General features: G+C 36.4%; 17 protein-coding genes, 1 tRNA gene and 1 other RNA gene. 13 read left to right on the top strand and 6 right to left on the bottom strand.

What is annotated here, in order from left to right:
• Positions 1-509: 509 nt before the first annotated feature.
• The 5 genes from PHX18_05795 to PHX18_05775 are packed head-to-tail and all read left to right on the top strand — an operon-like array spanning position 510 to position 6,006.
• On the top strand, positions 510-1,706 hold the full coding sequence (locus PHX18_05795; protein MDD3594122.1) for a tetratricopeptide repeat protein: 1,197 nt from the start codon (positions 510-512) through the stop codon (positions 1,704-1,706).
• The gene (locus PHX18_05790; protein MDD3594121.1) at positions 1,699-3,258 is read left to right on the top strand and encodes a matrixin family metalloprotease; all 1,560 of its coding nucleotides are present in this window, start codon (positions 1,699-1,701) and stop codon (positions 3,256-3,258) included. The genes PHX18_05795 and PHX18_05790 overlap by 8 nt, the downstream gene beginning before the upstream one ends.
• Before the next feature lie 8 nt (positions 3,259-3,266).
• On the top strand, positions 3,267-3,887 hold the full coding sequence (locus tag PHX18_05785; GenBank protein MDD3594120.1) for a hypothetical protein: 621 nt from the start codon (positions 3,267-3,269) through the stop codon (positions 3,885-3,887).
• 42 nt (positions 3,888-3,929) lie between these two features.
• Positions 3,930-5,027 (top strand): glycosyltransferase family 1 protein, encoded by a 1,098-nt coding sequence (locus PHX18_05780; GenBank protein MDD3594119.1) that lies wholly within the window; start codon positions 3,930-3,932, stop codon positions 5,025-5,027.
• A complete protein-coding gene (locus PHX18_05775; protein ID MDD3594118.1) occupies positions 5,017-6,006 on the top strand; it encodes a glycosyltransferase family 9 protein in 990 nt (329 codons plus the stop codon). Before PHX18_05780 ends, PHX18_05775 begins: the two co-directional genes overlap by 11 nt.
• 106 nt (positions 6,007-6,112) lie before the next feature.
• On the opposite strand, the gene PHX18_05770 is transcribed toward PHX18_05775, so the two are convergent.
• The 3 genes from PHX18_05770 to lepB are packed head-to-tail and all read right to left on the bottom strand — an operon-like array spanning position 6,113 to position 9,580.
• Positions 6,113-7,774, bottom strand: coding sequence for an NFACT RNA binding domain-containing protein (locus tag PHX18_05770; GenBank protein ID MDD3594117.1), 1,662 nt, complete (start codon positions 7,772-7,774; stop codon positions 6,113-6,115).
• The gene (folP, locus tag PHX18_05765; GenBank protein ID MDD3594116.1) at positions 7,767-8,936 is read right to left on the bottom strand and encodes a dihydropteroate synthase; all 1,170 of its coding nucleotides are present in this window, start codon (positions 8,934-8,936) and stop codon (positions 7,767-7,769) included. Before folP ends, PHX18_05770 begins: the two co-directional genes overlap by 8 nt.
• Positions 8,937-8,953: 17 nt before the next feature.
• A complete protein-coding gene (gene lepB, locus PHX18_05760; GenBank protein MDD3594115.1) occupies positions 8,954-9,580 on the bottom strand; it encodes a signal peptidase I in 627 nt (208 codons plus the stop codon).
• A 145-nt stretch (positions 9,581-9,725) separates the two neighbouring features.
• Here lepB and PHX18_05755 point away from each other — a divergent pair, with 145 nt between their 5' ends.
• A complete protein-coding gene (locus PHX18_05755) occupies positions 9,726-10,106 on the top strand; it encodes a rhodanese-like domain-containing protein (protein MDD3594114.1) in 381 nt (126 codons plus the stop codon).
• 24 nt (positions 10,107-10,130) lie between these two features.
• Here the strand turns inward: PHX18_05755 and hydF are convergent, their stop codons facing one another.
• Positions 10,131-11,372: a [FeFe] hydrogenase H-cluster maturation GTPase HydF gene (gene hydF / locus PHX18_05750; protein MDD3594113.1), complete on the bottom strand. Its 1,242-nt coding sequence runs from the start codon at positions 11,370-11,372 to the stop codon at positions 10,131-10,133.
• A 304-nt stretch (positions 11,373-11,676) separates the two neighbouring features.
• Between hydF and PHX18_05745 the strand changes: the two genes are divergently transcribed.
• Positions 11,677-11,940, top strand: coding sequence for a hypothetical protein (locus tag PHX18_05745; protein MDD3594112.1), 264 nt, complete (start codon positions 11,677-11,679; stop codon positions 11,938-11,940).
• 511 nt (positions 11,941-12,451) lie between these two features.
• On the opposite strand, the gene PHX18_05740 is transcribed toward PHX18_05745, so the two are convergent.
• Positions 12,452-12,527: transfer RNA gene (locus tag PHX18_05740), tRNA-Phe, on the bottom strand.
• 645 nt (positions 12,528-13,172) lie between these two features.
• Between PHX18_05740 and PHX18_05735 the strand changes: the two genes are divergently transcribed.
• From PHX18_05735 to PHX18_05725, 3 genes are read left to right on the top strand one after another with little or no spacing between them, the layout of a single operon-like run.
• Positions 13,173-14,312 (top strand): tail fiber domain-containing protein, encoded by a 1,140-nt coding sequence (locus PHX18_05735; protein ID MDD3594111.1) that lies wholly within the window; start codon positions 13,173-13,175, stop codon positions 14,310-14,312.
• A complete protein-coding gene (locus tag PHX18_05730) occupies positions 14,309-15,421 on the top strand; it encodes a tail fiber domain-containing protein (protein MDD3594110.1) in 1,113 nt (370 codons plus the stop codon). Before PHX18_05735 ends, PHX18_05730 begins: the two co-directional genes overlap by 4 nt.
• Positions 15,421-16,518, top strand: coding sequence for a tail fiber domain-containing protein (locus tag PHX18_05725; protein MDD3594109.1), 1,098 nt, complete (start codon positions 15,421-15,423; stop codon positions 16,516-16,518). Before PHX18_05730 ends, PHX18_05725 begins: the two co-directional genes overlap by 1 nt.
• Before the next feature lie 697 nt (positions 16,519-17,215).
• Here the strand turns inward: PHX18_05725 and PHX18_05720 are convergent.
• Positions 17,216-19,495, bottom strand: coding sequence for a hypothetical protein (locus tag PHX18_05720; GenBank protein MDD3594108.1), 2,280 nt, complete (start codon positions 19,493-19,495; stop codon positions 17,216-17,218).
• Between the two features lie 1,017 nt (positions 19,496-20,512).
• Here PHX18_05720 and rnpB point away from each other — a divergent pair.
• The 3 genes from rnpB to PHX18_05705 form a co-directional block, all read left to right on the top strand.
• An RNA gene (gene rnpB, locus PHX18_05715) (RNase P RNA component class A) lies at positions 20,513-20,864 on the top strand.
• Positions 20,865-20,885: 21 nt separating this feature from the next.
• Entirely contained in the window at positions 20,886-21,572 is a 687-nt protein-coding gene (locus PHX18_05710; GenBank protein MDD3594107.1) for a PD-(D/E)XK nuclease family protein, read from the top strand.
• Between the two features lie 74 nt (positions 21,573-21,646).
• The coding region (locus PHX18_05705; GenBank protein MDD3594106.1) for a sodium-translocating pyrophosphatase at positions 21,647-23,780 on the top strand (2,134 nt) is incomplete at its 3' end.

The following is a 23,780-nucleotide window of genomic DNA, read 5'->3' as shown; positions in this document are numbered from 1 at the left end:
CGGCTTGGCGCTAACGCCCCAAAAATTATTCTGTTTTCAACGATGGAATGTTAGCGCAGTTGGTAATATCTAAATGCCTTCGCATCTGCTTCGGCTTGGCGCTAACGCCCCAAAAATTATTCTGTTTTCAACGATGGAATGTTAGCGCAGTTGGTAATATCTAAATGCCTTCGCATCTGCTCCGGCTTGGCGCTAACGCCCCAAAAATTATTCTGTTTTCAACGATGGAATGTTAGCGCAGTTGGTAATATCTAAATGCCTTCGCATCTGCTTCGGCTTGGCGCTAACGCCCCAAAAATTATTCTGTTTTCAATGATGGAATGTTAGCGCAGTTGGTAATATCTAAATGCCTTCGCATCTGCTCCGGCTTGGCGCTAACGCCCAATTTGTTTAGCCTTGATTAATCCAAATATAGCATAAAACTTTTAATTATTACAAGACAAACTTGCATTATTAGATAAAAAACTATACTATATCATTAGAAGGGTAAGCACTTTCAAGGTTTAATTATGAGTAATGAGATATCAAAAGAAGAAGAACTGATAAGCGAAGGTTTATCGCATTCAAAAGCGCAGTTATTTGATTTGGCAAAAGAAGCTTTTTTAAAAGTATTGGAAATTAACCCCCAAAATGCAATGGCACATAACGAACTCGGGTTAATCTATGCCTATAGTAACAGATCGGATAAAGCTATAACATGTTTTGAAAGCGCCATTCAATATGATGATAGGTTCTTCAAGCCGTATAATAATCTTGCATTAATTTATAAAAATGAAAAAGATTATCCTAAGGCACTCGAATATTTTTCAAAGGCCATATCTTTAGCGCCGGCAAACTATCAAATCCTGAACAATTTCGGAGAACTTTATCTGAGTTTAGGCAGATATGACGATGCATTGGGTTGTTTTTTAAAGTCCGCTGCCATTAAAACAGAAGACAGCCTTATTTATTTTAAAATAGCAACGTGTTATTACGGTAAACAAATGCTGAATGATGCCGTGATTTATTTTGAAAAAGCCATTTCTTTAAATGACAAAGTAGCAGAATATTACAGCGAATTAGGCAGGGCTTACTACAAATTAAAAAATGTAGACAAGGCAAAAGAAAATCTTGAAAAATCTATAGATATAAACCCCGAAAATGAATGGGCTTATTCTAACTTGGGCAATATTTATTTTTATCATTACGACAAACTTGATGTTGCTTATGAGTATTATAAAAAAGCCTATTTTCTAAATCCAAATTACGGTTGGGCATCTTATAACCTTGGTAATATTATGATTATAAAGAATAATTATGAAGACGCGCTAAAATATTATTCCCAAGCATATGAAATCAACCCTAACAATTCTTTATTTATGAATGAACTTGCGAGGGCAAATTATAAGTCGGGTAATGTTGATGAAGCCTTAGAGCTTTGGCAAAAAACTATCGCAGTTGATTCATCTAATGAATGGGCTTATTCTAATTTGGGTAATTTGTATCTGCATCAGAAAAAAGACCCCGCAAAAGCTATCGAATATTATACAAAAGCTTTAGCCATTAACCCCAATAACGGTTGGGCGTACTACAATTTAGCAAATACTTACTATCATCAAAATGATATTCAAAATGCTAAATCCTTCATTATTAAAGCACTGGAATTTTCAAACGATAATGACCATTTTAAATTACTACACAACAAAATAACAGAAAAAGATGAGTAACGAACAGCAGCATAAAAAACCATTTCATAGTTTTATTATCAGGCTTATTTTTTACCCTTTTGTAGCCTTTTTAGCTTTATATATTATTGCTCATGAGGACATCAACAATCATTTTTATATACAACAGGCAGAAAAATACTACGCCCAAGGCGCTTATGTAAAAGCTTATTTTGAATATAATAAAGCTTTTAATACCTCAAAAGATAACTCACAATATTTAAAAAATTATCTGGACACTATATCAAAATTCAAAAAAACATCAGAAATGCAATATGAGCTTCTGAAAATAAAAGAACGTTACCCAAGACCTGATACCGTTGATTTCATAGATAATATGCTTGCAAAAACAGGCAACGAAATCAAATACAAATACGAACCAAATTATTTAAGCAATGCCGTTATGGGTTCAAATATAATCCACTGGAATGCCGACCACCCTATAACAGTTTCTTTCAAAAATACAACCAAAGCCGAAATCCCGGAATATTACTCCAACGAAATGAAAAATGCATTTCAGAATTGGTCTAATAACACAGGGGAAGGGTTAAAGTTCGAATACATTGATGATTTTCAACGGGCAAATATAAAAATATCCTTCGTTGATAGTATATCGGGCGCTAATTGTTATAAGGGGCATAATTGTTCCGTAGTCTTAGCCCTCACAGAGCCGCAAATAACGGGCATGAAATTAACCGAGGTAAAAATATCATTCAGAACAAAAGATGTTGACGGATCTGATTTTACAAACAATCAGATTTTCAATATTTCAATGCACGAAATCGGACATGCATTAGGGATTTCGGGGCATAGTTTTAACCCAAGCGATGTAATGTTTCCTCTAAATAATGACGCCAGCTTATCTTCAAACGGCAGTGCTATTATGATTTCAAAAAAAGACCTTACACCGTACGACATAAACACAATAAGACTTTTGTACAAAATTCTTCCTGATATATCAAACAAAGACTATAACTTAAAACACAATCCTGATATGTATTATTCCCAAGTAGTGTTAGGGGATATTTCAAATATAACGGAACAAAAATTGCAGGAATCCAAAAATTATGTAGAAAAGGTTGCCCCTAATTTTATTTCATATATGGGTTTGGCAGAAGGCTATCATGCCAACAGGGATAATAAAAAAGCCATTGAGGTATTCTTTGACGCTCTTAGGTTTGCAAAAACCAATGAAGAACGATTCAGCGTATATTTTAATCTTGCGGTAGTAAATTATGAAATGGGCAACTACAAAGAAGCGCTTGATTTGGCTAATATAGCCTCTACATACTCAAGCGAAAGAGCAGTCGATGAAGTTAAAGCATATTGTTACATGGAAATGCATAATTACGATTCTGCAGAAATGTACCTTAAACAATTAGTTGAAAGCAATCCTGCAAACCCGATTTTTTCTGCTACACTTGTAAATATTTACTTTAAGAACCATCAATATTTGAAAGGGATTAGTGAATTAAAACGCATAAAGCAAACCGATAAAAAAGCTGTAGAAGATGAACATTTTGATAAATACAGGCTGCTTTTGAGTATTTTATAAGAGGAAAAATGAAAAATAACAATATTCACAATTTTATAGGCATTTCCATAGGAAAAGGAGCTTCCGATGATTCGGGAATTGCTGTCATTGATTCAAAAGACGAACTGATAAGAATAGACAAAGCTTATTCCATAGACGAATTAAAGTTGATAATAGACAACCTGAGCGGTAAGTCTAACTCTATTATTTGCATAGACATGCCCGAATACTACGAAATGTTAAACGGCAAATGGAGGATTGAATCAAAGCATTACAAATGTTTTAATCTGGAGCCCGACGACAATTTATCAGACTGGAAATATCGCTACTCAGACCGAGGAACCGGTTTATACAAGGATTTGCTTGATAAAAATTATAGGGTTTACAGGTATGACAGCGATTATACAAAAACCATACTAAATATCCACTCCTATATGAAAGACCGCTCACCCGCAGGCTGCAAGTTCTTGCAGCTGAATATAAAAGAAAAACTCGGTATTAAAAACCTGCCCTCTAATATGATGCCTATCTCGGTTTTAGATGCTATTTTAGGGGCTTATACCGCCAAAATTATTGCCTCTGGGACAAAAGACGAAGATTATCATTTTAACGCCGAGCATAAAGATATTCAAATTGTAAGCATAAAATAATTTTAAAGGTATAATAAAAAATATGCATATAGGAGAACATTTTTGAAAAAGTTTTTTTACGACACAAGTTTAAATTCCAAAAATATAGGCGGCGTAACCAAAACTATCTTCTATCTGTTTGATGCAATAAACAAAATTACTCCGGAATATAAAATATTAGGTATTCAGCGTAAAAAAACAGATTATCAACTACCTCCAAATGTTGAAACTCAGGTTATTGAATTCCCTTATGAATCAACATTATGGCGGAATACTATTTACCCTTATTTTGCTTTCAGAAATAAAGGTATCCCGTTTTATTTTCCCGTAAACGGCAATATCCCATCCTGGATGCCGTCTTCCACACCAATTATAACCACTTTTCATGATGTACTTCCGTTGGAGATTCCCGGTTTTTTCTCATCAGATAAAGAAGAAAAGAAGTACATAAGAAAGACACAAGCCGATATTGACCGTTCAGATTTAATTTTTACAATCAGCGAATATTCAAAAATACAACTTATGAAGCATTTCAATATTGATATAGAACCTGTGGTGCTGCTAAATGCGCCTACTATTAACCTTCTGCCCGAAAATATCCCCGAAAGCAGCGATAAAGGCAAGTATTTTTTGTTCAACGGCAGATATGACAAAAGAAAAGGTTTGGATAAACTAATAAAAGTATTTATTTACCTTCACACTACAAGAAAAACAGATGTAAAACTGTATATAACAGGAAATCCAAAATTTATAAGTGAAGAATTTGAAATGAATATGCGGATAGCACATCAATTGGGCGCTGTTCAGGAACTGGGGTTTGTTTCTGATGAAGAAATGGCATCGCTTTTAAAAAACTCCGTAGCAATGCTATACCCTTCAAGATATGAGGGTTTTGGGCTTCCGCCGTTAGAAGCAATGCAGGTAGGATGTCCTGTTGTTACAGAGTATTCTTCGGCTTTACCGGAGGTATGCGATGAGGCTGCCATATACGCTGAAGTTGATGAAACAGGCGAGTATGCACAATTATTGCTAAAACTCATTGAGGACTCAAATTATCGCAATCACTATATTTATAAAGGTTTTGAGAGGGTAAAGCACTTTTCCTGGGAAAAATCGGCACAAGTATTCATTGAAAATTTGGAAACTTTGAATGAAGAATAAAAAAGAAAAGGTATTTACCGTTATAAATTTAGGATGGCTTGGAGATACCCTTTTATCAAGTGTTTTATGTCAAGATATCAAACTTAATTATCCTGATTCAAAGGTTATTTTCATTGCATCAAAACCTTTTGAAGAAGTAGCCAAAGGCATGCATGGGGTTGATGAAGTTTTTGTTTATGACAAAAAACAAGAACACAAAGGGTTGTTAGGACCTTGGAAATTCGCAAAGAAATTTCCTTACAAAAATAAGGTTTATGCTTCATTCATTGTCCATGCACACGAAAGAAGCCTGCTTTTAAGCCTTGCGACAGGTTCAAAAATAAGAGTTTGTGCGCCGTTAAAAAATTCACCCCTCAATCTGTTTATAACTCATAAATTCAATTATACGCAAGAGCAGATAAGAAATACTTACAAAGCCAATTTTAATGCCTCATATCTTTCTTTGCTTACGGGCAAACCTCCCCAATCGAAGATGGGATTTTCTTACCCTCCCGAATATGATGAATATGCAAAAAAAATATTAGCGGACTTTAACCCTGAGAATGCCAAAATAATAGGGCTATGTCCTCTTGCTAAAGATGAATATCGCAGTCTGAGCGTTGATTTTGCAGCGGAATTTTTAACTCTGTGCAGCCAAAACTCTATAAAAATAATGCTTGTAGGAACAGGTAAAGCAGGCGATTTTGCAAAAGCACTGAGAGAAAAAACCGACATTGAGTTCCTTGATATGACAAATAAAACAACCATATTTGAGCTTAGTTCTCTGATTAACAATACGGATGTGTTTTTATCGGCAGACACCGGTCCTATGCACCTGTCTTACAGCATGGGACATAAAACAGTATGCTTGTTTTTCAATAAGCTTATGATTGAAGAGTGGGGACCAAAAAACTTTGCGAACGCCGTCATAATGTGCAATCCGGACGAAAAAATCACACCTGAGAATGCTCTTGAAAAGTGTTCGAATATACCGGTTTAACAGAAAATCCGCCCCGAAATGACGGAGCTTGAGCGCTATTCAACTCTTAAACTCTCACCTTTTCAACTATTAAGCAATAGAGTGCAGTCATAAAGGACACCTTATCCTAATTCTCAACGACTATTGTCTTTTCGTTAGTATGCGTTACGTAGCCTAACGGTGTATTAGGAGGTCTTTTAAGGTATTTTCTTTTTGTATAAATAACGCTGATTTTTTTATCATTTTTGGAGCTTGAATACCTGCCCGCCAGTTTCGCCGCTTTCAAGAGGATTTCGTCAGAAACAGACATACCTTTTTGATTAGGTTTGATTATCACATGCCCGCCGAAGGCGCCTTGTGCATGAAGCCACAAATCTTCCGCCGAAGCCAGCTTAGAGATTAAATAGTCATTTTGTTTATTGTTTTTGCCTATGTAGATAGCAAAACCGTCTTCTTGTACTTTTTCTATATCTATTTTATTGTCTTTCTTTTTTGATTGTTCTTTATTTGTCAAAAGGTTTATAGAAACAAGCTCCTCTTCTATCTGGTTTAAATCTTCAATATCAGCTGCAAACTCAAGCGAAGACTTTATGCCTGTAAGGTATTCTTTTTCCCCGTTATATTTTTGTATTAATGCTGCGTTAAATTTAACGCTTTTGTTTAGTTTGTTGTATAAGTTATAATATTTTTGCGCATTTTCATTAATTGATAATTCGGGTTTCAATGAAATTTCGAGATTTTCTTGTGTATAAATGTTTGCTGCCGTGATTTTAGGCTCAACTTTTAAAGAATACAAATTCGTCATCAATGTATCTGCTATTTCTTTATAATGCTTGGCTTTTTGCAGGGTTTTATCGAAATTGCCTATTTTTTCAAGTGCCGAATTTATTTTTTTTATCTCTTTATTTAAAACTTTTGCAATTTGATTTCTTTTTTTACAAAGTTCAAATTTATAAATATTACGTGAAAAATAAAAATCCACCATTTTATTTACGGTGTCAAATTTCGTATCGTAAGGAGAATAGATGGAAAATTCGCTTAAATCTTCTTTTACGGAGGGGCTTATTCTTTTGCCGTTTAACAAGTCGTTTAAATTATTATATATTTTGGCACAATCCTCACTACAATCAGCCAACAACTCTTTTGCAAGATGAACACTTATATCAAAAAACGTTTCGTTAAGCCAATTAGGCGAAATCAAAAATTCTTTGGTACAAAGCTTTAAAAAGTCTTCTTCGCCTATCTTTAGTATATTTAATCTGGAATGTTTCTTTGGATAAATATAAGGTAATAATCCTGCAAGTTCACGTTCTTTACTCTTTTCTTCCCCTACATTATGCATACAGCCCAAAATAATTTTAGAGGCGTTATTATAAAGAATTACGTTGCTGTGCTTCCCCATAAGCTCAACGGCTAAAACCAGCGGAATATGCTCACCCAAATCCCCGTAAGAGTTAAAGTGAAATTCAATTATTCTCTCGTGTTCAGGTTGTGTAATATCAAGAATTTTCACCCCTTCTAAATGTTTTCTCAAGAGCATACAGAACATTGGCGGAAATTGTGGTATCTGCAAAAACCTATAGTGTTTATTTTCTTCTTCAATAACTGAAATATGGGCTGAATTAGGGTTTATCGATATAAATAATTTGTACTGGGAAGCGTTGTTTCTAACGGTAAAGAGCAAATCCCTCCTGTTCAGCTGCTGAATTTTTTGAATTCTGCCATTTTTCAAAATAGGAATTATTTCATCAAGCTGAAACTTCAGGGTTAAAGAGTCAAGGTTAATCATAGATAACCTTATCAAGAGTATTCACAGCCTGTTTGTGGGCTTTTACATCATGAATACGCAAAATATTAACCCCGCAAGTAGTAAGATAAGAATTTAACGCTACATTGGCAAACTCTATATCAGCCAGGGTTTGTTCGGATAATCTTTGTACAAAAGATTTTCTTGAAATTCCGTATAAACAGGCAAAAGGTAAGGAACATACCTCTCTTGCATTTTTTATAAGTTCAATATTTTGCTCGGATGTTTTATTAAACCCTAACCCCGGGTCAAGAATTATACGGCTCTCTTTGATACCTGCATCAAGGCAGAGTTCTATTCTTCTGTTTAAGCCTTTTATGGTTTCATCTATAGCATTCTTGCCTTGTTTAATATCGTCATTAAAAGCTACTACTAAGACAGCATCATTTTGTGCAGCTGCGGATATCATATTTTTATCATTGAGCAAACCTGAAACATCATTAATAATATTAGCCCCTGCATCTATCGCAGCCTGAGCGGTTTTGGGATTTCTGGTATCAATACTTATAGGGGTTTTTGTATTAACGTCTCTTATTTTTTTTATAACCGGAATTACTCTTGAAATCTCTTCGTCGGATTCTATGGGTATAAAGTTAGGACGTGTGGATTCTCCGCCAATATCTATAATATCGGCCCCGTCCTGAACAAGCTTATTAAAATGTTCATATGCGCTTTCCGGTTCATAATACTTCCCGCCGTCGGAAAAAGAGTCAGGTGTAATATTAAGTATACCCATCAGATAAGTTCTGTGCCAATCAAATACAGTGTCATGAATTTTGAAAACTATTTTTTTTCTCACTAAAAACTCATCTATATTTTTTGCCAAAGTTTTCAGCCCGAATGGTTGTAATTTAAGTTTTGTTGATATTTTTTTTAATTGATTAGCCGTTGCAAATAAAATAACATCGCTACTTTTCACTTTACAGGTTACGATATAGCGGTGTGTAGCGCAATCTGTTCCCAGTGATAGTGCCGTTTGTTTTAAAATCATTGCCTGCGGAGGAGTTAAATTATAAATTTTCAAGATAAACGGCTTATATTTATGTTTCGCTACATCAAGGTAAGAGGATTCAAAGCCGATATCAACTAATTCCGAGCGTACATTAGATTCGTTGACTTTACGAATTATAAAAGTTTTATCCATAAGTAATACTCCCTAATTTATTTTGTAAATTCAGGTTTTTCAAATAATTTTATACGATTTAAAGGCCAAAATATGAAACAGGCTTTGCCTATTATGCGGCTTTCAGGTAAAAATCCCCAGAATCTTGCATCCTGGCTGTTTGCCCTGTTATCACCAAGCATAAAGTAATACCCTTTAGGCACAACCATAGGCCCGCAATACATATTTTTTGTACATTCAATGGTACGATTTTCATATAAATAAGGTTCATCGATTTTTTTATCATTCACGAATACTATGCTTCTGCCTGACTTTTTATCGCTGGTGATGAAAATTTTATCGCCGCCGACACCTATAACTCTTTTTATATAGGCATCTTTTTTGTCAAAAAAACCTATAAATCTTGTAAATTGTGACCAATAATCATTATCAAGTTTTTCAAAAGGAGGGTAAAATACCAATATATCACCCCTTTCGGGTTTGGTAAAATTAGCGGATATTTTTTCTATAAATACCCTATCCCCTTCCAGCAAAGTAGAGCGCATTGAAGCAGAAGGAATCCATCTCGGTTCGCCTATAAACCCCCGTATGATAACTACCAAAACAGTTACTACAATAATAGTTTCAATAAGTTCTTTTAAAAAACTTTTTATTTTGTATTTCATTAAATATCTCCCTGCCTTTAATCTATCATAAAGTATTTTTGAATACAAAGAATATTTACATATACAGTGTTTATAATCATCCGTCTAAGGTTTTTATATTAAATATAAATTAAAATTATTTTAGTTGCGTTATAAAAAGGAGTATATGATGGATAATATAAGAATTACCTACGATTTAATAAAGGCCCGTGAGTTTTTTATAAATAAAATATCCTTTACAATAGGACCTGTGGAGTTAAATTATTGGATAGAAACTAAAAAGAATATTCAGATTGTAGACGTGAGGACATTATCAGACTACATGGAAGGTCATATCCCGGGGGCTATTCACCTGGATGATGAAAAAATAGAAGATGGATTGAAATTTTTAGAAAAAGATAAAATAACAATAATCTATTGCTATAATATCTTATGCCAGCTTGCAGCCAAATGCGCTATTAAAGTGATTGAAAACGGATTCAGGTCAATGGAGCTTGAGGGCGGTTTCAAAGAATGGCAAAGGTATCATTATGAAATAGAAAAATAAGGTTGAAAATTTTTTTCTTACAACCTACTTTTTTGCCTGCATTTTAAGTTCTCGGTAAAGCTGATATGCCGCAGGAAAAGGTTCTAATGCACGCCCAAAAATATCCAGAGCATAGGCAATTGAAAGCCCATAGTTCGTAACAGGCACGCCTGCCTGTTTTGATTTTATTATTCTCGATAGAATTTCACGCCTGTTTGTCATGCAAGCACCGCAATGTATTATAAGCTTATACCCGGAAATGTCTTCAGGGAAGTCATGCCCTGAATAATGCACAAATTCAAGTTTTCCGCCTACATATCGGTTCAGCCATTTAGGGATTTTTATCGTACCTATATCATCGCCTATAGCGTGGTGCGTACAGGATTCGCATATCAGAATTTTATCGTTTGGTTTTAGATTTTCTATAGCAAGAGCGCCTCTAACAAACTCCTCTAAATCGCCTTTAAACCTTGCAAAAAGAATTGAAAAGGATGTCAGTTTAATATTTTCAGGCACATCTGCAGACACTTTTAAAAATGCTTGCGAATCCGTAATTACAATATGAGGAGGTTTGTTTAACCTGCCTAACGCTTCTTTTAAGTCAGATTCTTTAACGACCATAACCATAGAATCATTATCAAGCAAATCTCTTATAATTTGTACTTGGGGCAAGATAAGTCTGCCTTTTGGCGCTTCTAAATCGATAGGTACAACAAGAACAGCCATTTCACCGCTTGGGATTAAATCTGCTGCAATCATCGGAGGGGTTATAAATTCATCCGGGGCATTTTCTATAAGTTTTTGCTTAAGATTATCAATGCCAAAGCCTGTTTTTGCGGAAGTATGAACGATTGCAACCTTCAGGTTTTCAACCTCGGTTAACTTTTCATCAGAAATTGCGGCTAAATCAACTTTATTAAAAACCGCAATTATAGGAATCTTTCTTTTGGTAAATTCTTCATAAAGTTCTTTTTCAAAGCTGCTCCAGCCTGTTTGACCGGATACAATTAATGCAATGTCAATTCTGTCAAAGATTTGCATTGTTTTTTTGATTCTAAGCTCACCCAGTTTCCCCTCATCATCAATCCCTGCTGTATCAACAAAAAGAACGGGTCCTAAAGGTAAAAGCTCCATTGCTTTTTCCACAGGATCTGTAGTTGTACCCGCAACCTCTGAAACAATAGAAATATTCTGATGTGTTAAAGCGTTTAATATATTGGATTTACCGACATTTCGCTTTCCGAAAATCCCGATATGAAGCCTCATCCCCTTTGGTGTATTTTGCATTTTGCGCCTTTCTAAATCTGCCTGATCTTATTTATCATATCATTAATTTTAAACTAAAAAATCAATTTTAAGACATTGTGAATTTTTACAAACAAAAAAAGACCCTCTTGGAGGCTAAGAAGCTGGGAGGCGGAGAAATTATCATGCTGAGGAGCTAAACGAGCTCAGTATCTTATCGATTTTATGTTTAAACTTTAAGTTGCATAGAAGAAAAATATATCCTATAAGCACCACTAATGACTAAGCAATTTTTAAATAAAGAATGTTTTTATAAACTATAGGTAGTGAATTTTTATAGGGTTCTATGATACGCATATCTCAATTTAACAAACCACAAATAAGATTTATAAAAGAAAGTTTAGCACGAGAAGTTCCTTTGGGCGTGGATAAATGGGTTAAGACTGTTCTTAATAAACAATCCGTAAAAGCCGCAACGCAGGAACAAGTTACAATTCTTACTGTAGTAGCAAGATACTTTAGACGGATAAAAAATATTAATAATAAATGCGGAATTTTTGAAAAAATATTCGACGCACTAAAATATAATCCGTTTTTTAAAATAAAGTAAATTAATATAAACAAATCTCTACTGAAACTTAAAAACCTCACTTTATAAACAAAAAAAGACCCTCTTGGAGACTAAGAAGCTAGTAAGCTGAGAGGCTGGGATTAGCTTAAAGGTTATCAACTAAATTCAGGGTGAAAATTTTTTAAAATGGTGGCCCGTCTCGCTTTCCGAACCCTAGTGAGGAAATGTCAGACTTGACATAGGTTCGATTCCGAGACCATACTTTTTCACAAACAAAAAAGACTTCCTTCGGGAAGTCTTTTAAAATGGTGGCCCGTCTCGCTTTCCGAACCTCAGTGAGGAAATGTCAGGCTTGACATAGGTTCGATTCCGAGACCATACTTTTTCACAAACAAAAAAGACTTCCTTCGGGAAGTCTTTTAAAATGGTGGCCCGTCTCGCTTTCCGAACCCTAGTGAGGAAATGTCAGACTTGACATAGGTTCGATTCCGAGACCGTATTTTTTTACAAACAAAAAAAAGACCCTCTTAAATGAAAGTCTTTTTTTAAATGGTGGCCCGTCTCGGAATTGAACCAAGGACACGAGGATTTTCAGTCCTCTGCTCTACCAACTGAGCTAACGAGCCATTTTTTAGTTTTTTATATTTAATTATCAACGTTAGCTCAGTTGGTATTTAAACGGTGTCCGTAAACTCCCACCCGGCTAACGAGCCATTTTGTTTTTTATATTTAATTTTCAACGTTAGCTCAGTTGGTATTTAAACGGTGTCCGTAAACTCCCACCCGGCTAACGAGCCATTTTTTAGTTTTTTATATTTAATTTTCAACGTTAGCTCAGTTGGTATTTAAACGGTGTCCGTAAACTCCCACCCGGCTAACGAGCCATTTTATTTTTTATATTTAATTTTCAACGTTAGCTCAGTTGGTATTTAAACGGTGTCCGTAAAGTCCCACCCGGCTAACGAGCCATTTTATTTTTTATATTTAATTTTCAACGTTAGCTCAGTTGGTATTTAAACGGTGTCCGTAAACTCCCACCCGGCTAACGAGCCATATATTAAATTGTCAATGTTAACCCTAAACCCCACCCCTGCTAAAGGGACAAGATGTCTAACTTTCTTTAATATTACCTGCTAAATAAAATTAGTCAAACTGAAATTTTTGCAGAAAGTGTATCAAAATATTAATATAAGTAAATTTTTTGTTATTTACCGGGAAAAAGTGGTATAAAATATCTATATATCCCCGTTTTTATTCATTTGGAAAATTCAATGTCTATAAGTAATACAGGAAAAAAAGCATTTACGCTGGCTGAAACTATAATGACTTTGGTGATTGTAGGGTTGGTTGTTACGGCATCTATTCCCATATTTACCGAAAAGACTTTTGGCCCAAGGGCTTTGGATGACGACAGCAGGGTTTGGAGGTCTTGTACTGACAATAATAAGGGATTGTGTACGATGAAGCCTGTTGCAGTGAACGTTGGTAACCCTGAAACCACAAGTGTTCCTTATTCTTTTTACGCTAATACCAATGATTTTCTTATAACAGATTCTTTTAACCCTATTATTTATCAAATCGGGTATTACTACTTTGTTACCAAAGACAAAAATGTATTTTTTACTACTACTGCAGATTCGCACAGTATTCAAACAGGTTCAAATAACGTGATTGTAGGTGCAATCAATATACCCAGCATTATGGGTTCCGATAATGTAGTTATAGGTAACAACACGATTGGAGCAATAAATAACTCGGTAATAATAGGCTCTGGTAATACTTTAAGTGCTTTAGCAAATTTACTTGTCATCGGCAACGGTAATATTGCATCAACCCCGAACTCCACCGTAATAGGTAATAGCAAGACACAGGGTATCGGCGAACTATTAAGAATAGGTGATTTTTTTAAGGTTACAAATACTACCGTTACACTATTTCCTGCTTCTTCTATAGATACAGAACTCTCTATTTCAGGTACTACTAATGCGACTAAGCTTATAAAGAGCGATGTAAGGCTGAAAAACTTACAAGGCAAGTATGAAAAAGGACTGAATGAAGTTGATAAACTTAATCCTGTAGAATTTTATTATAATAAAGATGATAAAAAATATAAGCAGACCGGACTTATTGCCCAGGATGTGCGAACAGTTTTCCCCGAGGCAGTAATTACAGGACCTGACGGGTATTTGATGCTTGATACAATGCCCGTATTTTATGCCATGTTTAATGCCCTGAAAGAACTTGACGAAAAAACAAAACTTCAAAAAAAACATAATGAAGAACTTAGAAAAGAAATTAACAAAATAAAAGTTGAAATGGGTTTGATTGAAGCCCCTAAAGAAACTTTGCTTGATAAAGTGATTAATTTTATTAAGAGAATATTTGGTATCGGTAAGAAAGAAAGCATATGATGGACAAAACCGGATTACAATCGAATAAATTTAAAGCTTTTTCTCTTATTGAGGCTATGATTATACTTGTTTTGGTTAGTGTAGGTATAATGGCATTAGTGCCTTTAATTACAAAGAAAACCGATGTGCCGAGATGGGTTGCTCTGAAAGATGACGACGGAAATGTTACAACTCTTGCATATGGTAAAGAAAATGCCGGTATGACAAGGATTGGTTTTTCCTCCGCTGCTTTTCCTACGGCAAAAATGCAGGTATCAGGTTCAATGGGAACAACAAATGGGGTACCTTATACTTCCGTAATGCTTGGTGGTACAATGGATGATATGTCAGGGAACTATTCTTTTCCTGCCCCTGACACGCTTTGGGACGGTTATCCGCTTTTTAGGACTAAGCATTACGGTGATAATTCTATAGTAATAGGGCAGGGAAATATTTCAGCTGTTGTAAATGATACTATTAAAGTAGGTAATAAGATTGATTTTAGCGTCAATCCTATCATTATCGGTTCTAATTTAAAATATAATTCAGATACTAAGGTGATTACTTTTAGCTCAGGGGGTAACACATTGATGCAAGTGAACGAAGCCCCTGCTGCTGTAGGCTTTACCGGTAAAGGGGTTAGCCTGACCGGAACGATCGGAACTGTTCTTCTGGCAGGTGGTTCTTATGGTTGTACTCTTAAAGATCCCTCGGTGGATGGGCATACATTTATTGCTGATGGCTACGAACTGGAATCCTGTACAGCGTTTGGGCTATGTACTTCGCCAGGCAGTTGTACCGCTTCTGATAAACGTTTGAAAACTATATATGGAGATTACATAAAAGGAACAGATGAAATAAACAGAGTGACTACATACAAGTATACTTATAAAAATTCGTCGACTTCTCAGGTTTATGCGGGAGTAATTGCGCAAAAGCTTACAGGGATTTTTGACGAGGCTCTAAACAAAGGTGAAGATGGTTATTATTCCGTTGACAAGACCCCTATATTATATGCAATGGTAAATGCAGTGAAAGCTATTAATGCTTCACAAAAAGATATTAAAAAAGAACAAAAAGAACTAAACAAAGAACTTGATTCTCTTATAGATAGGGCGGGTAAAAAATAATGCTTAAGTTTTTATTTAAAAATTCAAAACATAAAAAAGCGGTTTCTCTAATAGAAACACTTTTGAGCATGTCTATTTTATCTATAGTAATTATAGCCTTGATACCTGTTATGACAGTGAGAAGAGATGCTGCCGACCCTAATTCAGGCAGCGGTTATTGGAAAACAAATGCCGATAACCCTAATTATATTTCTCCTGTTAATTCTGAATATAGAATTATTGTAGGTACTGAAAACATATCCAATCCTTACATAGGAGCTGAAAAATTTTATTTGTTTAACACAGGATTTTCTAACAAAAACCTTCCGGCTTTGAGTGTGTCACAACGCTTCGATTTTAACGGGCAAATTTTTGATACAAATCTTTCAGATAATACACTGCCTTTAAATTCCTTGTATATTCACACAGTTAGTACTGGGGTCTTGGCAAGTGATACCTCTGTGGTTATTGGCAGCCCGCTTGCAGGTAATTCATCGCTAAATAATAATACTGCAATAGGTTTTGGAGCATTACAAAACGGCTCCGGTAACAATATAGCTATAGGTACCGATGCACTTGGTAGTAGCTATGCGGGAAATGATTCTATAGGTATTTTTTGTGGAGTTCAAACTGCATCCTATACTACCCCGGAATTATTCATAGGTTCGCCCGCTGATCCGAATGATCCGAATGTAATTCATGCATATACGGAGCCTGCTCCTAATGAAAAGAATGTATTTCAAATTAACGGTAATTTAACGGCTGATTCTATTACTGCCAATGTCTTCTATATAACAAGCGATAAACGTTTGAAAACTGTTACGGGTGAATATAAAACAGGGTTAAAAGAAATATCAAAAATACAACCTGTTGTCTTTTCTTACAAAAATGACAAATCCGGCACCAAAAAAGTCGGAGTTATTGCCCAAGACCTTCAAAAAGTTATGCCAAAAAGTGTCGTAAAAAATCCTCAAACAGGTTATTATATGGTGGATGAAAATTCAATATTTTACGCGACTTTGAATGCTGTTAAAGACTTAAAAAAACAAAGCGATGATATAGAAAAAGAAAATAAAATTTTAGAAGAAAAACTCGCTAAACTAAAAGCAGCGGACTAGCCTAAGGAAGCTGGGAAGCTGAGAAGGTGAAGAGCTTAAGAGTTGAAGTTCTTCTTAATGAGATGCTGAATTTATTTCAGCATCTCATTATTGTACGCCGATATAAACCAGGCTCAACCATGCGACCCTGAAACAAGTTCAGGGTGACAGCCTTATTGTCATACTGAGAGGCTGGGGAGGTTATTTTACCGTCATTGCGAAAATGCGCAAGCATTTGAAGCAATTATTTTACCGTCATTGCGAAAATGCGTAAGCATTTGAAGCAATTATTTTACCGTCATTGCGAAAATGCGTAAGCATTTGAAGCAATTATTTTACCGTCATTGCGAAAATGCGCAAGCATTTGAAGCAATTATTTTACCGTCATTGCGAAAATGCGTAAGCATTTGAAGCAATCTATAGGAAAGAAGTTAGGCAGCTGAGAGGCTGAGAAGCTGAGAAGGTTAAGAGCTTAAGAGTTGAAGTTCTTCTTAATGTCATGCTGAATTTATTTCAGCATCTCATTATTGTACGCCGATATAAACCAGGCTCAACCATGCGACCCTGAAACAAGTTCAGGGTGACAGCCTTATTGTCATACTGAGAGGCTGGGAAGTTGGGAAGGTTATTTTACCGTCATTGCGAAAATGCGCAAGCATTTGAAGCAATCTATAGGAAAGAAGCTAAGAAGCTGAGAGGCTGGGAAGCTGAGAGACTCCTACATAAACTTTTTAAATCCAAAGTCAGAGGAACTTGAACTGCTTATTGAACTTGTAGAAGAAGTGCTTGAAGAAGCTGATGATTGAGATTGTGAATTGCTTCCTGTGTTGCCGCTAAAGCTGCTGAAAGTAGCTGATATACCTGTTGAAGAAGTTGTAGTTGTTGAAGGTGTACTTGTTTGAGCAGAAGCAGTATTTGTATTAGCAGCTTGAGTTGATGAAGCTGCTGCGCCTCCTGCTGTTACAGAAGAAGAATTTGAGCCGTTTGTTGCGGCTGTTGTATTTTGGGTTTTGCTGTCTTTGTCGGTTTCTTCTTTTTTAGTTTCTGTTTTTTCTTCGGTTTTCTTAGCGTTTTTATCGTCTTTTTTATTGTTTGCTTTTTTATCTTGTTTTACAGCTTTTTTGTTTTTGTCTGCAGCGTTGGTATTTTTGCCGTTGCCTGAACCCTCTTCTATGTTGATAGAAGTATTATCGTCTAAGCCGTCTTTCTTAGCTTCATCTTTATTTTGTTGGTTGTTTGAATTGCCCTGACCTACTGAGGCTTGTAGAGATTGAGCGCTCTGAGTAAGGCTTGCTAAAGCTGCATTGTTGGCATCGGCTGTTTCTTGAAGTTTTTGAGCGGTTTGTAATAACCTTGCTTTTTCATTATCAATATTACCAAGTCTTTGCGTTTCTCTTGCTTTTAAATCTTCTGCCATTTGTTTTTTCATTTGAGCCAGCTTAGCTTCAGCCTGAGCTTGTTCTACTGTTTGGGCGCCTTTTTGCTTTGTTTTAGTGCCTTCATTGGTTTGTTTTTGACCCGTCATCATCATTGCACCACCTGCAGCAGCAAGAGCCAAACCTGCTACTATCAATGAAGTAGCTAAAGCAACCTCATTTAAACCTATTGCTCTCATCGCGGTAGCTGCACACATAATAGCTATTCCTATCCCCACAATTACTATGCCTAAAGCCGCTGTCCAAATGTTACTCTGAAGCAATTCACCAAAAGCCACAACTGCTTTTCCCGCTATATTAACGGCTTCAGCTGTCATTAGTTTAGTCATACCTGCAAGGTGCATTACTGCACCTGTAGCTGCCATAGCCCCCCCTGAAGCCAGCATAGCAATACCGGCAGCATTTACTTTTTGTCCTTGTTGAGCAGTTTTTGTGCCTTTTTGAACGTTTGCTTTACCTGCGCATTCTTTGGTTTTTGCAATATTAGCAGTTGCATTAGCTTCTGAAATAGATTGAGATTGTGTTGCTATATTAGTTTGGCTAACTTTAGCTTCAGAATCACCTTGTGCTAAAGAAGCATTAATTTCACCTGTTTTAACGGTAGTTTCAGCATTTGCCTGGGCTGTCTGGGCTTCTTGAGCTTCCATTTGGTCAAAAGATTGTTGAACCTGGGCTTTTTCAGCATCTTGCATATTACTATTACCATTAACGCTTGCTTCTGATTGAGACTTAGCCTGTGATACACCGCCTGTTTGTGTGTTAGCACTTACATTAACGGAGCTTGTTGTATTTTGTAAAGTAGCGCCTTCACCTGCCTTTGTTCCTGAAGCTTTTTGATTATTAATATTTTGTGCTTTGGCATTTTTAACTATGTTACTTGCTCCTGCCATTTTGCCTGCATTACCTTTTGATTCAAGAGAAGATTTTGCTCCTTTGCCTCTTGATACTTCAGCCTTTCCTTGCGCATTTTTATTTTCTGCCTCTTGTGCTTCTTTTTCGCCTTCTTGTTCCACAGCCTCATCGCTTTTTGTTTCACCTGCACTATCAGCGGCTACATTAGCGGCTTTGAATGTTGCAACACCGCCTGCGGTATTTCCACCGGCGCTACCTGATGTTATGCCCAAGAAGTTAGCTGCGTTTGTTCCTGTTAAAGAAGTTCCTTCCAGCTTATTTTGCGCTGCTTTATCAGCTGAAATTGTATTTGAAGAAGTATTATTATTACCGCTTATTGCTGTCCAAGCATTGACAGCACCCTTTTTAAGCATTTCAAGGATGGATGTTTCTTTATCTTCTCGAGCGGTGTTACCTGATATACTTAAGCCCATGCCGTCTCTATAATCCTCGTTTAGCGCGGTATCAATGGATTTCGGCTGGGTTGAATAACTTTGGGTTTTATTAGTGAATAATGATTGATTATTGCTTGTTTTACTTACAGAGCTTGTGTTTTGGGTGGAAAAGATATTTATGGACGAATCAATTCCACTGCTTTGCTGCTGATTTCCTAAAGCGGTGGATTGGTTGTTGTTATTGACTTGTTGGCCTTTTTTGAGCTTAATCGCCATTTTACTTATCCATAATATATACTATATATATACTAAAAAAGCAAAATCCCCAAAAAATTGCCATTTTTATAGTATATATTTTGTATATATCAAGAAATTGTTACAAAAGTTTACATGAAATTTCAGGGTTTTTCTCGGAAATTGTTACAAAATTTTACATTAGGATGATTTTTTCAACTTCCTAACTTCCCAGCTTCTCAGCCTCTTAACTGCCTAGCTTCTTTCCTATAGATTGCTTCAAATGCTTACGCATTTTCGCAATGACGGTAAAATAACCTTCCCAGCCTCTCAGTATGACAATAAGGCTGTCACCCTGAACTTGTTTCAGGGTCGCATGGTTGAGCCTGGTTTATATCGGCGTACAATAATGAGATGCTGAAATAAATTCAGCATGACATTAAGAAGAACTTCAACTCTTAAGCTCTTCACCTTCTCAGCTTCTCAGCCTCCCAGCTGCCTAACTTCTTTCCTATAGATTGCTTCAAATGCTTGCGCGTTTTCGCAATGACGGTAAAATAACCTTCCCAGCCTCTCAGTATGACAATAAGGCTGTCACCCTGAACTTGTTTCAGGGTCGCATGGTTGAGCCTGGTTTATATCGGCGTACAATAATGAGATGCTGAAATAAATTCAGCATGACATTAAGAAGAACTTCAACTCTTAAGCTCTTCACCTTCTCAGCTTCACAGCCTCCCAGCTTCTTTCCTATAGATTGCTTCAAATGCTTGCGCATTTTCGCAATGACGGTAAAATAATTGCTTCAAATGCTTGCGCATTTTCGCAATGACGGTAAAATAACCTTCCCAGCCTCTCAGTATGACAATAAGGCTGTCACCCTGAACTTGTTTCAGGGTCGCATGGTTGAGCCTGGTTTATATCGGCGTACAATAATGAGATGCTGAAATAAATTCAGCATGACATTAAGAAGAACTTCAACTCTTAAGCTCTTCACCTTCTCAGCTTCTCAGCCTCTCCGCCTCCTAGCTTCCATTTCCTGATTGTGCAATAATAAACATGAAAGCAGGCTAGATAACCGCGGATTAAATTCTGAGGAAAGTCCGGGCACTCAAGGGCAGGTCGCCGGATAACGTCCGGTGCAGGCGACTGTGAGGATAGTGCCACAGAAATGTAGACAGCCGATGGAATGAAAATTCACAGGCAATGGTGCAACGGTGGTGTAAGAGACCACCGGGAATATCGAGAGGTATTTGCCAGGTAAACCCCGACTGAGTGCAAGATTGACAGGAAAGTTAAGGCTGCCCGCCGTTTTCCGAAAAATCGCTGGAGGCTGTTGGTAACAACAGTTCGAGATAGATGGTTATCAAAGACTTAAGGTCTTACAGAACCCGGCTTATTGCCTGCTTTCATTTTTTATTTATAAGGTAGCTTTATGCAAAAGACTTCTATAAACACATATACCAATACTATGTTTGATACTTTTTGCAGCTGCCCTGCAAAATATTATTACAAGTATGTACAAGGTTTAATAATTCCACAGAAACAAGAGAACTTTGAACTCGGTAAATCTCTGCATGCGCTCTTAAGCCATAGGTTAAACGGTTTTGATATATCAGAAAAAGAAAAGTTCATTAATGAACCTTTGAAAACTCACTACAAGGCAGTTATAAATTCAGATATATTCAGGCTCAAACCAATACTTACAGAATGGGCATTTAACGTGAATGTAAAGGATACGCATAATATTTTGGCAGGCAGAATTGATGCCGTATTTTTTGATGAGCAAAAAGGAAAGTATACAATAGCCGACTGGAAAACCGCCTCTTCTCCCGTCAAAAATCCTGAAGAAAACTTTCAGGCACAGATATACTTATATGCGTTTTATAAAGCACGTAAAGATTTAGGGCTTGAGATGAAGCCCGAAAGTATAGATTTTAAATTTATTCAGACTCCTGATATTAATATTTCTCAAATTAATTTTTCACAAAAAAAATATGAGGAATATGAAAATAAGTTTTCAAATACAATATCTGAGATAGAAAAGTACACATTCTCCATTACCGGCGGACAAACCGATAGTTGTAAAAACTGCGAATACAGGTTTGTTTGCTTGAAATAAATTTATTTGATTGACACGATTTTGCCATCGGAGGATAATTAAGCTATATGTTCATTTTTAGGAAGGAGAGAATTATGAACGAATTAAGAAAGCTTTTCAGTATGAAGAACCTTGTGTTGTCTTTGTTACTGAGCGTTTTGTTTGCCGGCATGAGCTTTGCCGGTGAAGCAGATTTGGTGGTGCCTGATTTAAGTGCAAATCCGTTCCACTTCAACTTATTACTTGTAGGGATTGTTATCTCTGTATTAGGTTTGTTATTTGGGTTATTTGAATACTTGAAAGTAAAAAGTATTAAAGCCCACAAATCTATGACAGATATCGGCAATTTGATTTTTGAAACCTGCAAAACTTACCTTATTCAACAGGGTAAATTTCTTATTATACTTGAAGTATTGATAGGGCTTTGTATTGCTTTTTACTTCGGAGTATTACAACATATGCCCCTGCAAAATGTTCTAATCATTTTGGCTTGGTCTGTGGTCGGTATTTTAGGTTCTTACGGCGTTGCCTGGTTTGGTATCAGAATGAACACTCTTGCCAACTCAAGAACGGCTTTTAGAGCTTTGGAAGGTAATCCTTTGGGACTTTTAAATATTCCGTTAAGAGCAGGCATGAGTATCGGCGTTTTACTTGTAAGCGTTGAGCTTATTATGATGTTAATTATTTTGTTATTTGTTCCGGGACACCTTGCAGGTGCTTGCTTTATAGGGTTTGCTATAGGTGAATCTCTCGGTGCAAGTGCGCTTAGGGTTGCAGGAGGTATCTTTACAAAAATTGCGGATATCGGTTCTGACCTTATGAAAATCGTATTTAAAATCAAAGAGGATGATCCGAGAAACCCCGGTGTTATTGCCGACTGCACCGGTGATAATGCGGGTGACTCTGTAGGACCTACCGCTGACGGGTTTGAAACATACGGGGTAACCGGTGTTGCGTTGGTTAGTTTTATATTGCTTGGTGTACTTCAAGTTGAAAATCAGGTTATATTATTGACCTGGATATTTGCAATGAGATTTTTGATGATTATAACATCAATCGTTGCCTATATGCTAAACGGTGTTTTAAGCAATATGTTGTATTCAGGTAAAGGTAAAAAATTCGATTTTGAAGCACCTTTAACTAATTTAGTTTGGTTCACTTCAATTTTGTCTATATTAATGACCTTTGGCGTAAGTTATTACCTGCTGGCATCTTTAGGCGGCAATTTATGGCTTGTGCTTTCTGTAATAATAAGCTGCGGCACTCTTGGCGCTGCGCTTATCCCTGAATTTACAAAAATCTTTACCAGCCCTAAAGCTTTGCATACAAAAGAAGTTGTCGTTGCTTCAAGAGAAGGCGGCCCTTCTTTAACTATACTTTCAGGACTTGTTTCAGGTAATTTCAGTGCTTTTTGGATTGGTTCAGTTATCGTATTTTTGATGGGTATAGCTTATTTTGCAAGCTTGTATATCCCTGAAACTACGATGATTTACCCTTCTGTCTTTGCTTTCGGGCTTGTTGCATTCGGATTCCTGGGAATGGGACCCGTTACTATTGCAGTAGACAGCTATGGTCCTGTTACGGATAATGCTCAATCAGTTTATGAATTATCTTTGATTGAAAGCATTCCTAACATTGCAGAAGAAATCAAAAACGAATACGGTTTTGAGCCTGATTTTGAAATAGCAAAGCAGTATTTGGAAGAAAATGACGGCGCAGGAAATACCTTCAAGGCAACTTCTAAGCCTGTACTTATCGGTACTGCCGTGGTTGGTGCTACAACAATGATATTCTCATTAATTCTTGTGATTAAAGAGGTGCTTGGTATTCAGCCTGAGGCTATTTTAAACTTGTTAAATCCTTACACAATTTTAGGATTTATAACAGGCGGCGCGGTTATTTACTGGTTCTCGGGAGCTTCTATGCAAGCCGTAACTACAGGTGCATACAGCGCAGTTGAATATATTAAACAACATATCAATTTGGATGAGGAGTCTTCTAAAGCTTCTACCGAAAACTCAAAAGCAGTGGTTAAGATTTGTACCCAATATGCGCAAAAAGGTATGTTTAATATATTTATAGCGTTGTTCCTGTTTGCATTGGCATTCGCGTTTTTATCAGCTCCGACACCGGTGTCAAACAACGCAGTATCATTCTTCGTCAGCTACTTGATTGCTATTGCGGTATTTGGCTTGTTCCGGGCTGTATTTATTGCAAATGCCGGCGGGT

It is taken from the genome of Candidatus Gastranaerophilales bacterium, assembly GCA_028696075.1.
Taxonomy (GTDB): Bacteria; Cyanobacteriota; Vampirovibrionia; order Gastranaerophilales; family JAILCC01; genus JAQVHS01.
This window is presented reverse-complemented; position numbering and strand designations above follow the sequence as displayed.

What these genes read in the sequence shown, in the direction of transcription:
- folP (MDD3594116.1), bottom strand. Translation starts at nt 8,936, where the DNA reads ATGGATAAAACTTTTATAATTCGTAAAGTCAACGAATCTAATGTACGC.
- PHX18_05710 (MDD3594107.1), top strand. Translation starts at nt 20,886, where the DNA reads ATGCAAAAGACTTCTATAAACACATATACCAATACTATGTTTGATACT.
- PHX18_05775 (MDD3594118.1), top strand. Translation starts at nt 5,017, where the DNA reads ATGAAGAATAAAAAAGAAAAGGTATTTACCGTTATAAATTTAGGATGG.
- hydF (MDD3594113.1), bottom strand. Translation starts at nt 11,372, where the DNA reads ATGCAAAATACACCAAAGGGGATGAGGCTTCATATCGGGATTTTCGGA.
- PHX18_05745 (MDD3594112.1), top strand. Translation starts at nt 11,677, where the DNA reads ATGATACGCATATCTCAATTTAACAAACCACAAATAAGATTTATAAAA.
- PHX18_05785 (MDD3594120.1), top strand. Translation starts at nt 3,267, where the DNA reads ATGAAAAATAACAATATTCACAATTTTATAGGCATTTCCATAGGAAAA.
- PHX18_05795 (MDD3594122.1), top strand. Translation starts at nt 510, where the DNA reads ATGAGTAATGAGATATCAAAAGAAGAAGAACTGATAAGCGAAGGTTTA.
- PHX18_05730 (MDD3594110.1), top strand. Translation starts at nt 14,309, where the DNA reads ATGATGGACAAAACCGGATTACAATCGAATAAATTTAAAGCTTTTTCT.
- PHX18_05720 (MDD3594108.1), bottom strand. Translation starts at nt 19,495, where the DNA reads ATGGCGATTAAGCTCAAAAAAGGCCAACAAGTCAATAACAACAACCAA.
- PHX18_05770 (MDD3594117.1), bottom strand. Translation starts at nt 7,774, where the DNA reads ATGATTAACCTTGACTCTTTAACCCTGAAGTTTCAGCTTGATGAAATA.
- lepB (MDD3594115.1), bottom strand. Translation starts at nt 9,580, where the DNA reads ATGAAATACAAAATAAAAAGTTTTTTAAAAGAACTTATTGAAACTATT.
- PHX18_05755 (MDD3594114.1), top strand. Translation starts at nt 9,726, where the DNA reads ATGATGGATAATATAAGAATTACCTACGATTTAATAAAGGCCCGTGAG.
- PHX18_05790 (MDD3594121.1), top strand. Translation starts at nt 1,699, where the DNA reads ATGAGTAACGAACAGCAGCATAAAAAACCATTTCATAGTTTTATTATC.
- PHX18_05725 (MDD3594109.1), top strand. Translation starts at nt 15,421, where the DNA reads ATGCTTAAGTTTTTATTTAAAAATTCAAAACATAAAAAAGCGGTTTCT.
- PHX18_05735 (MDD3594111.1), top strand. Translation starts at nt 13,173, where the DNA reads ATGTCTATAAGTAATACAGGAAAAAAAGCATTTACGCTGGCTGAAACT.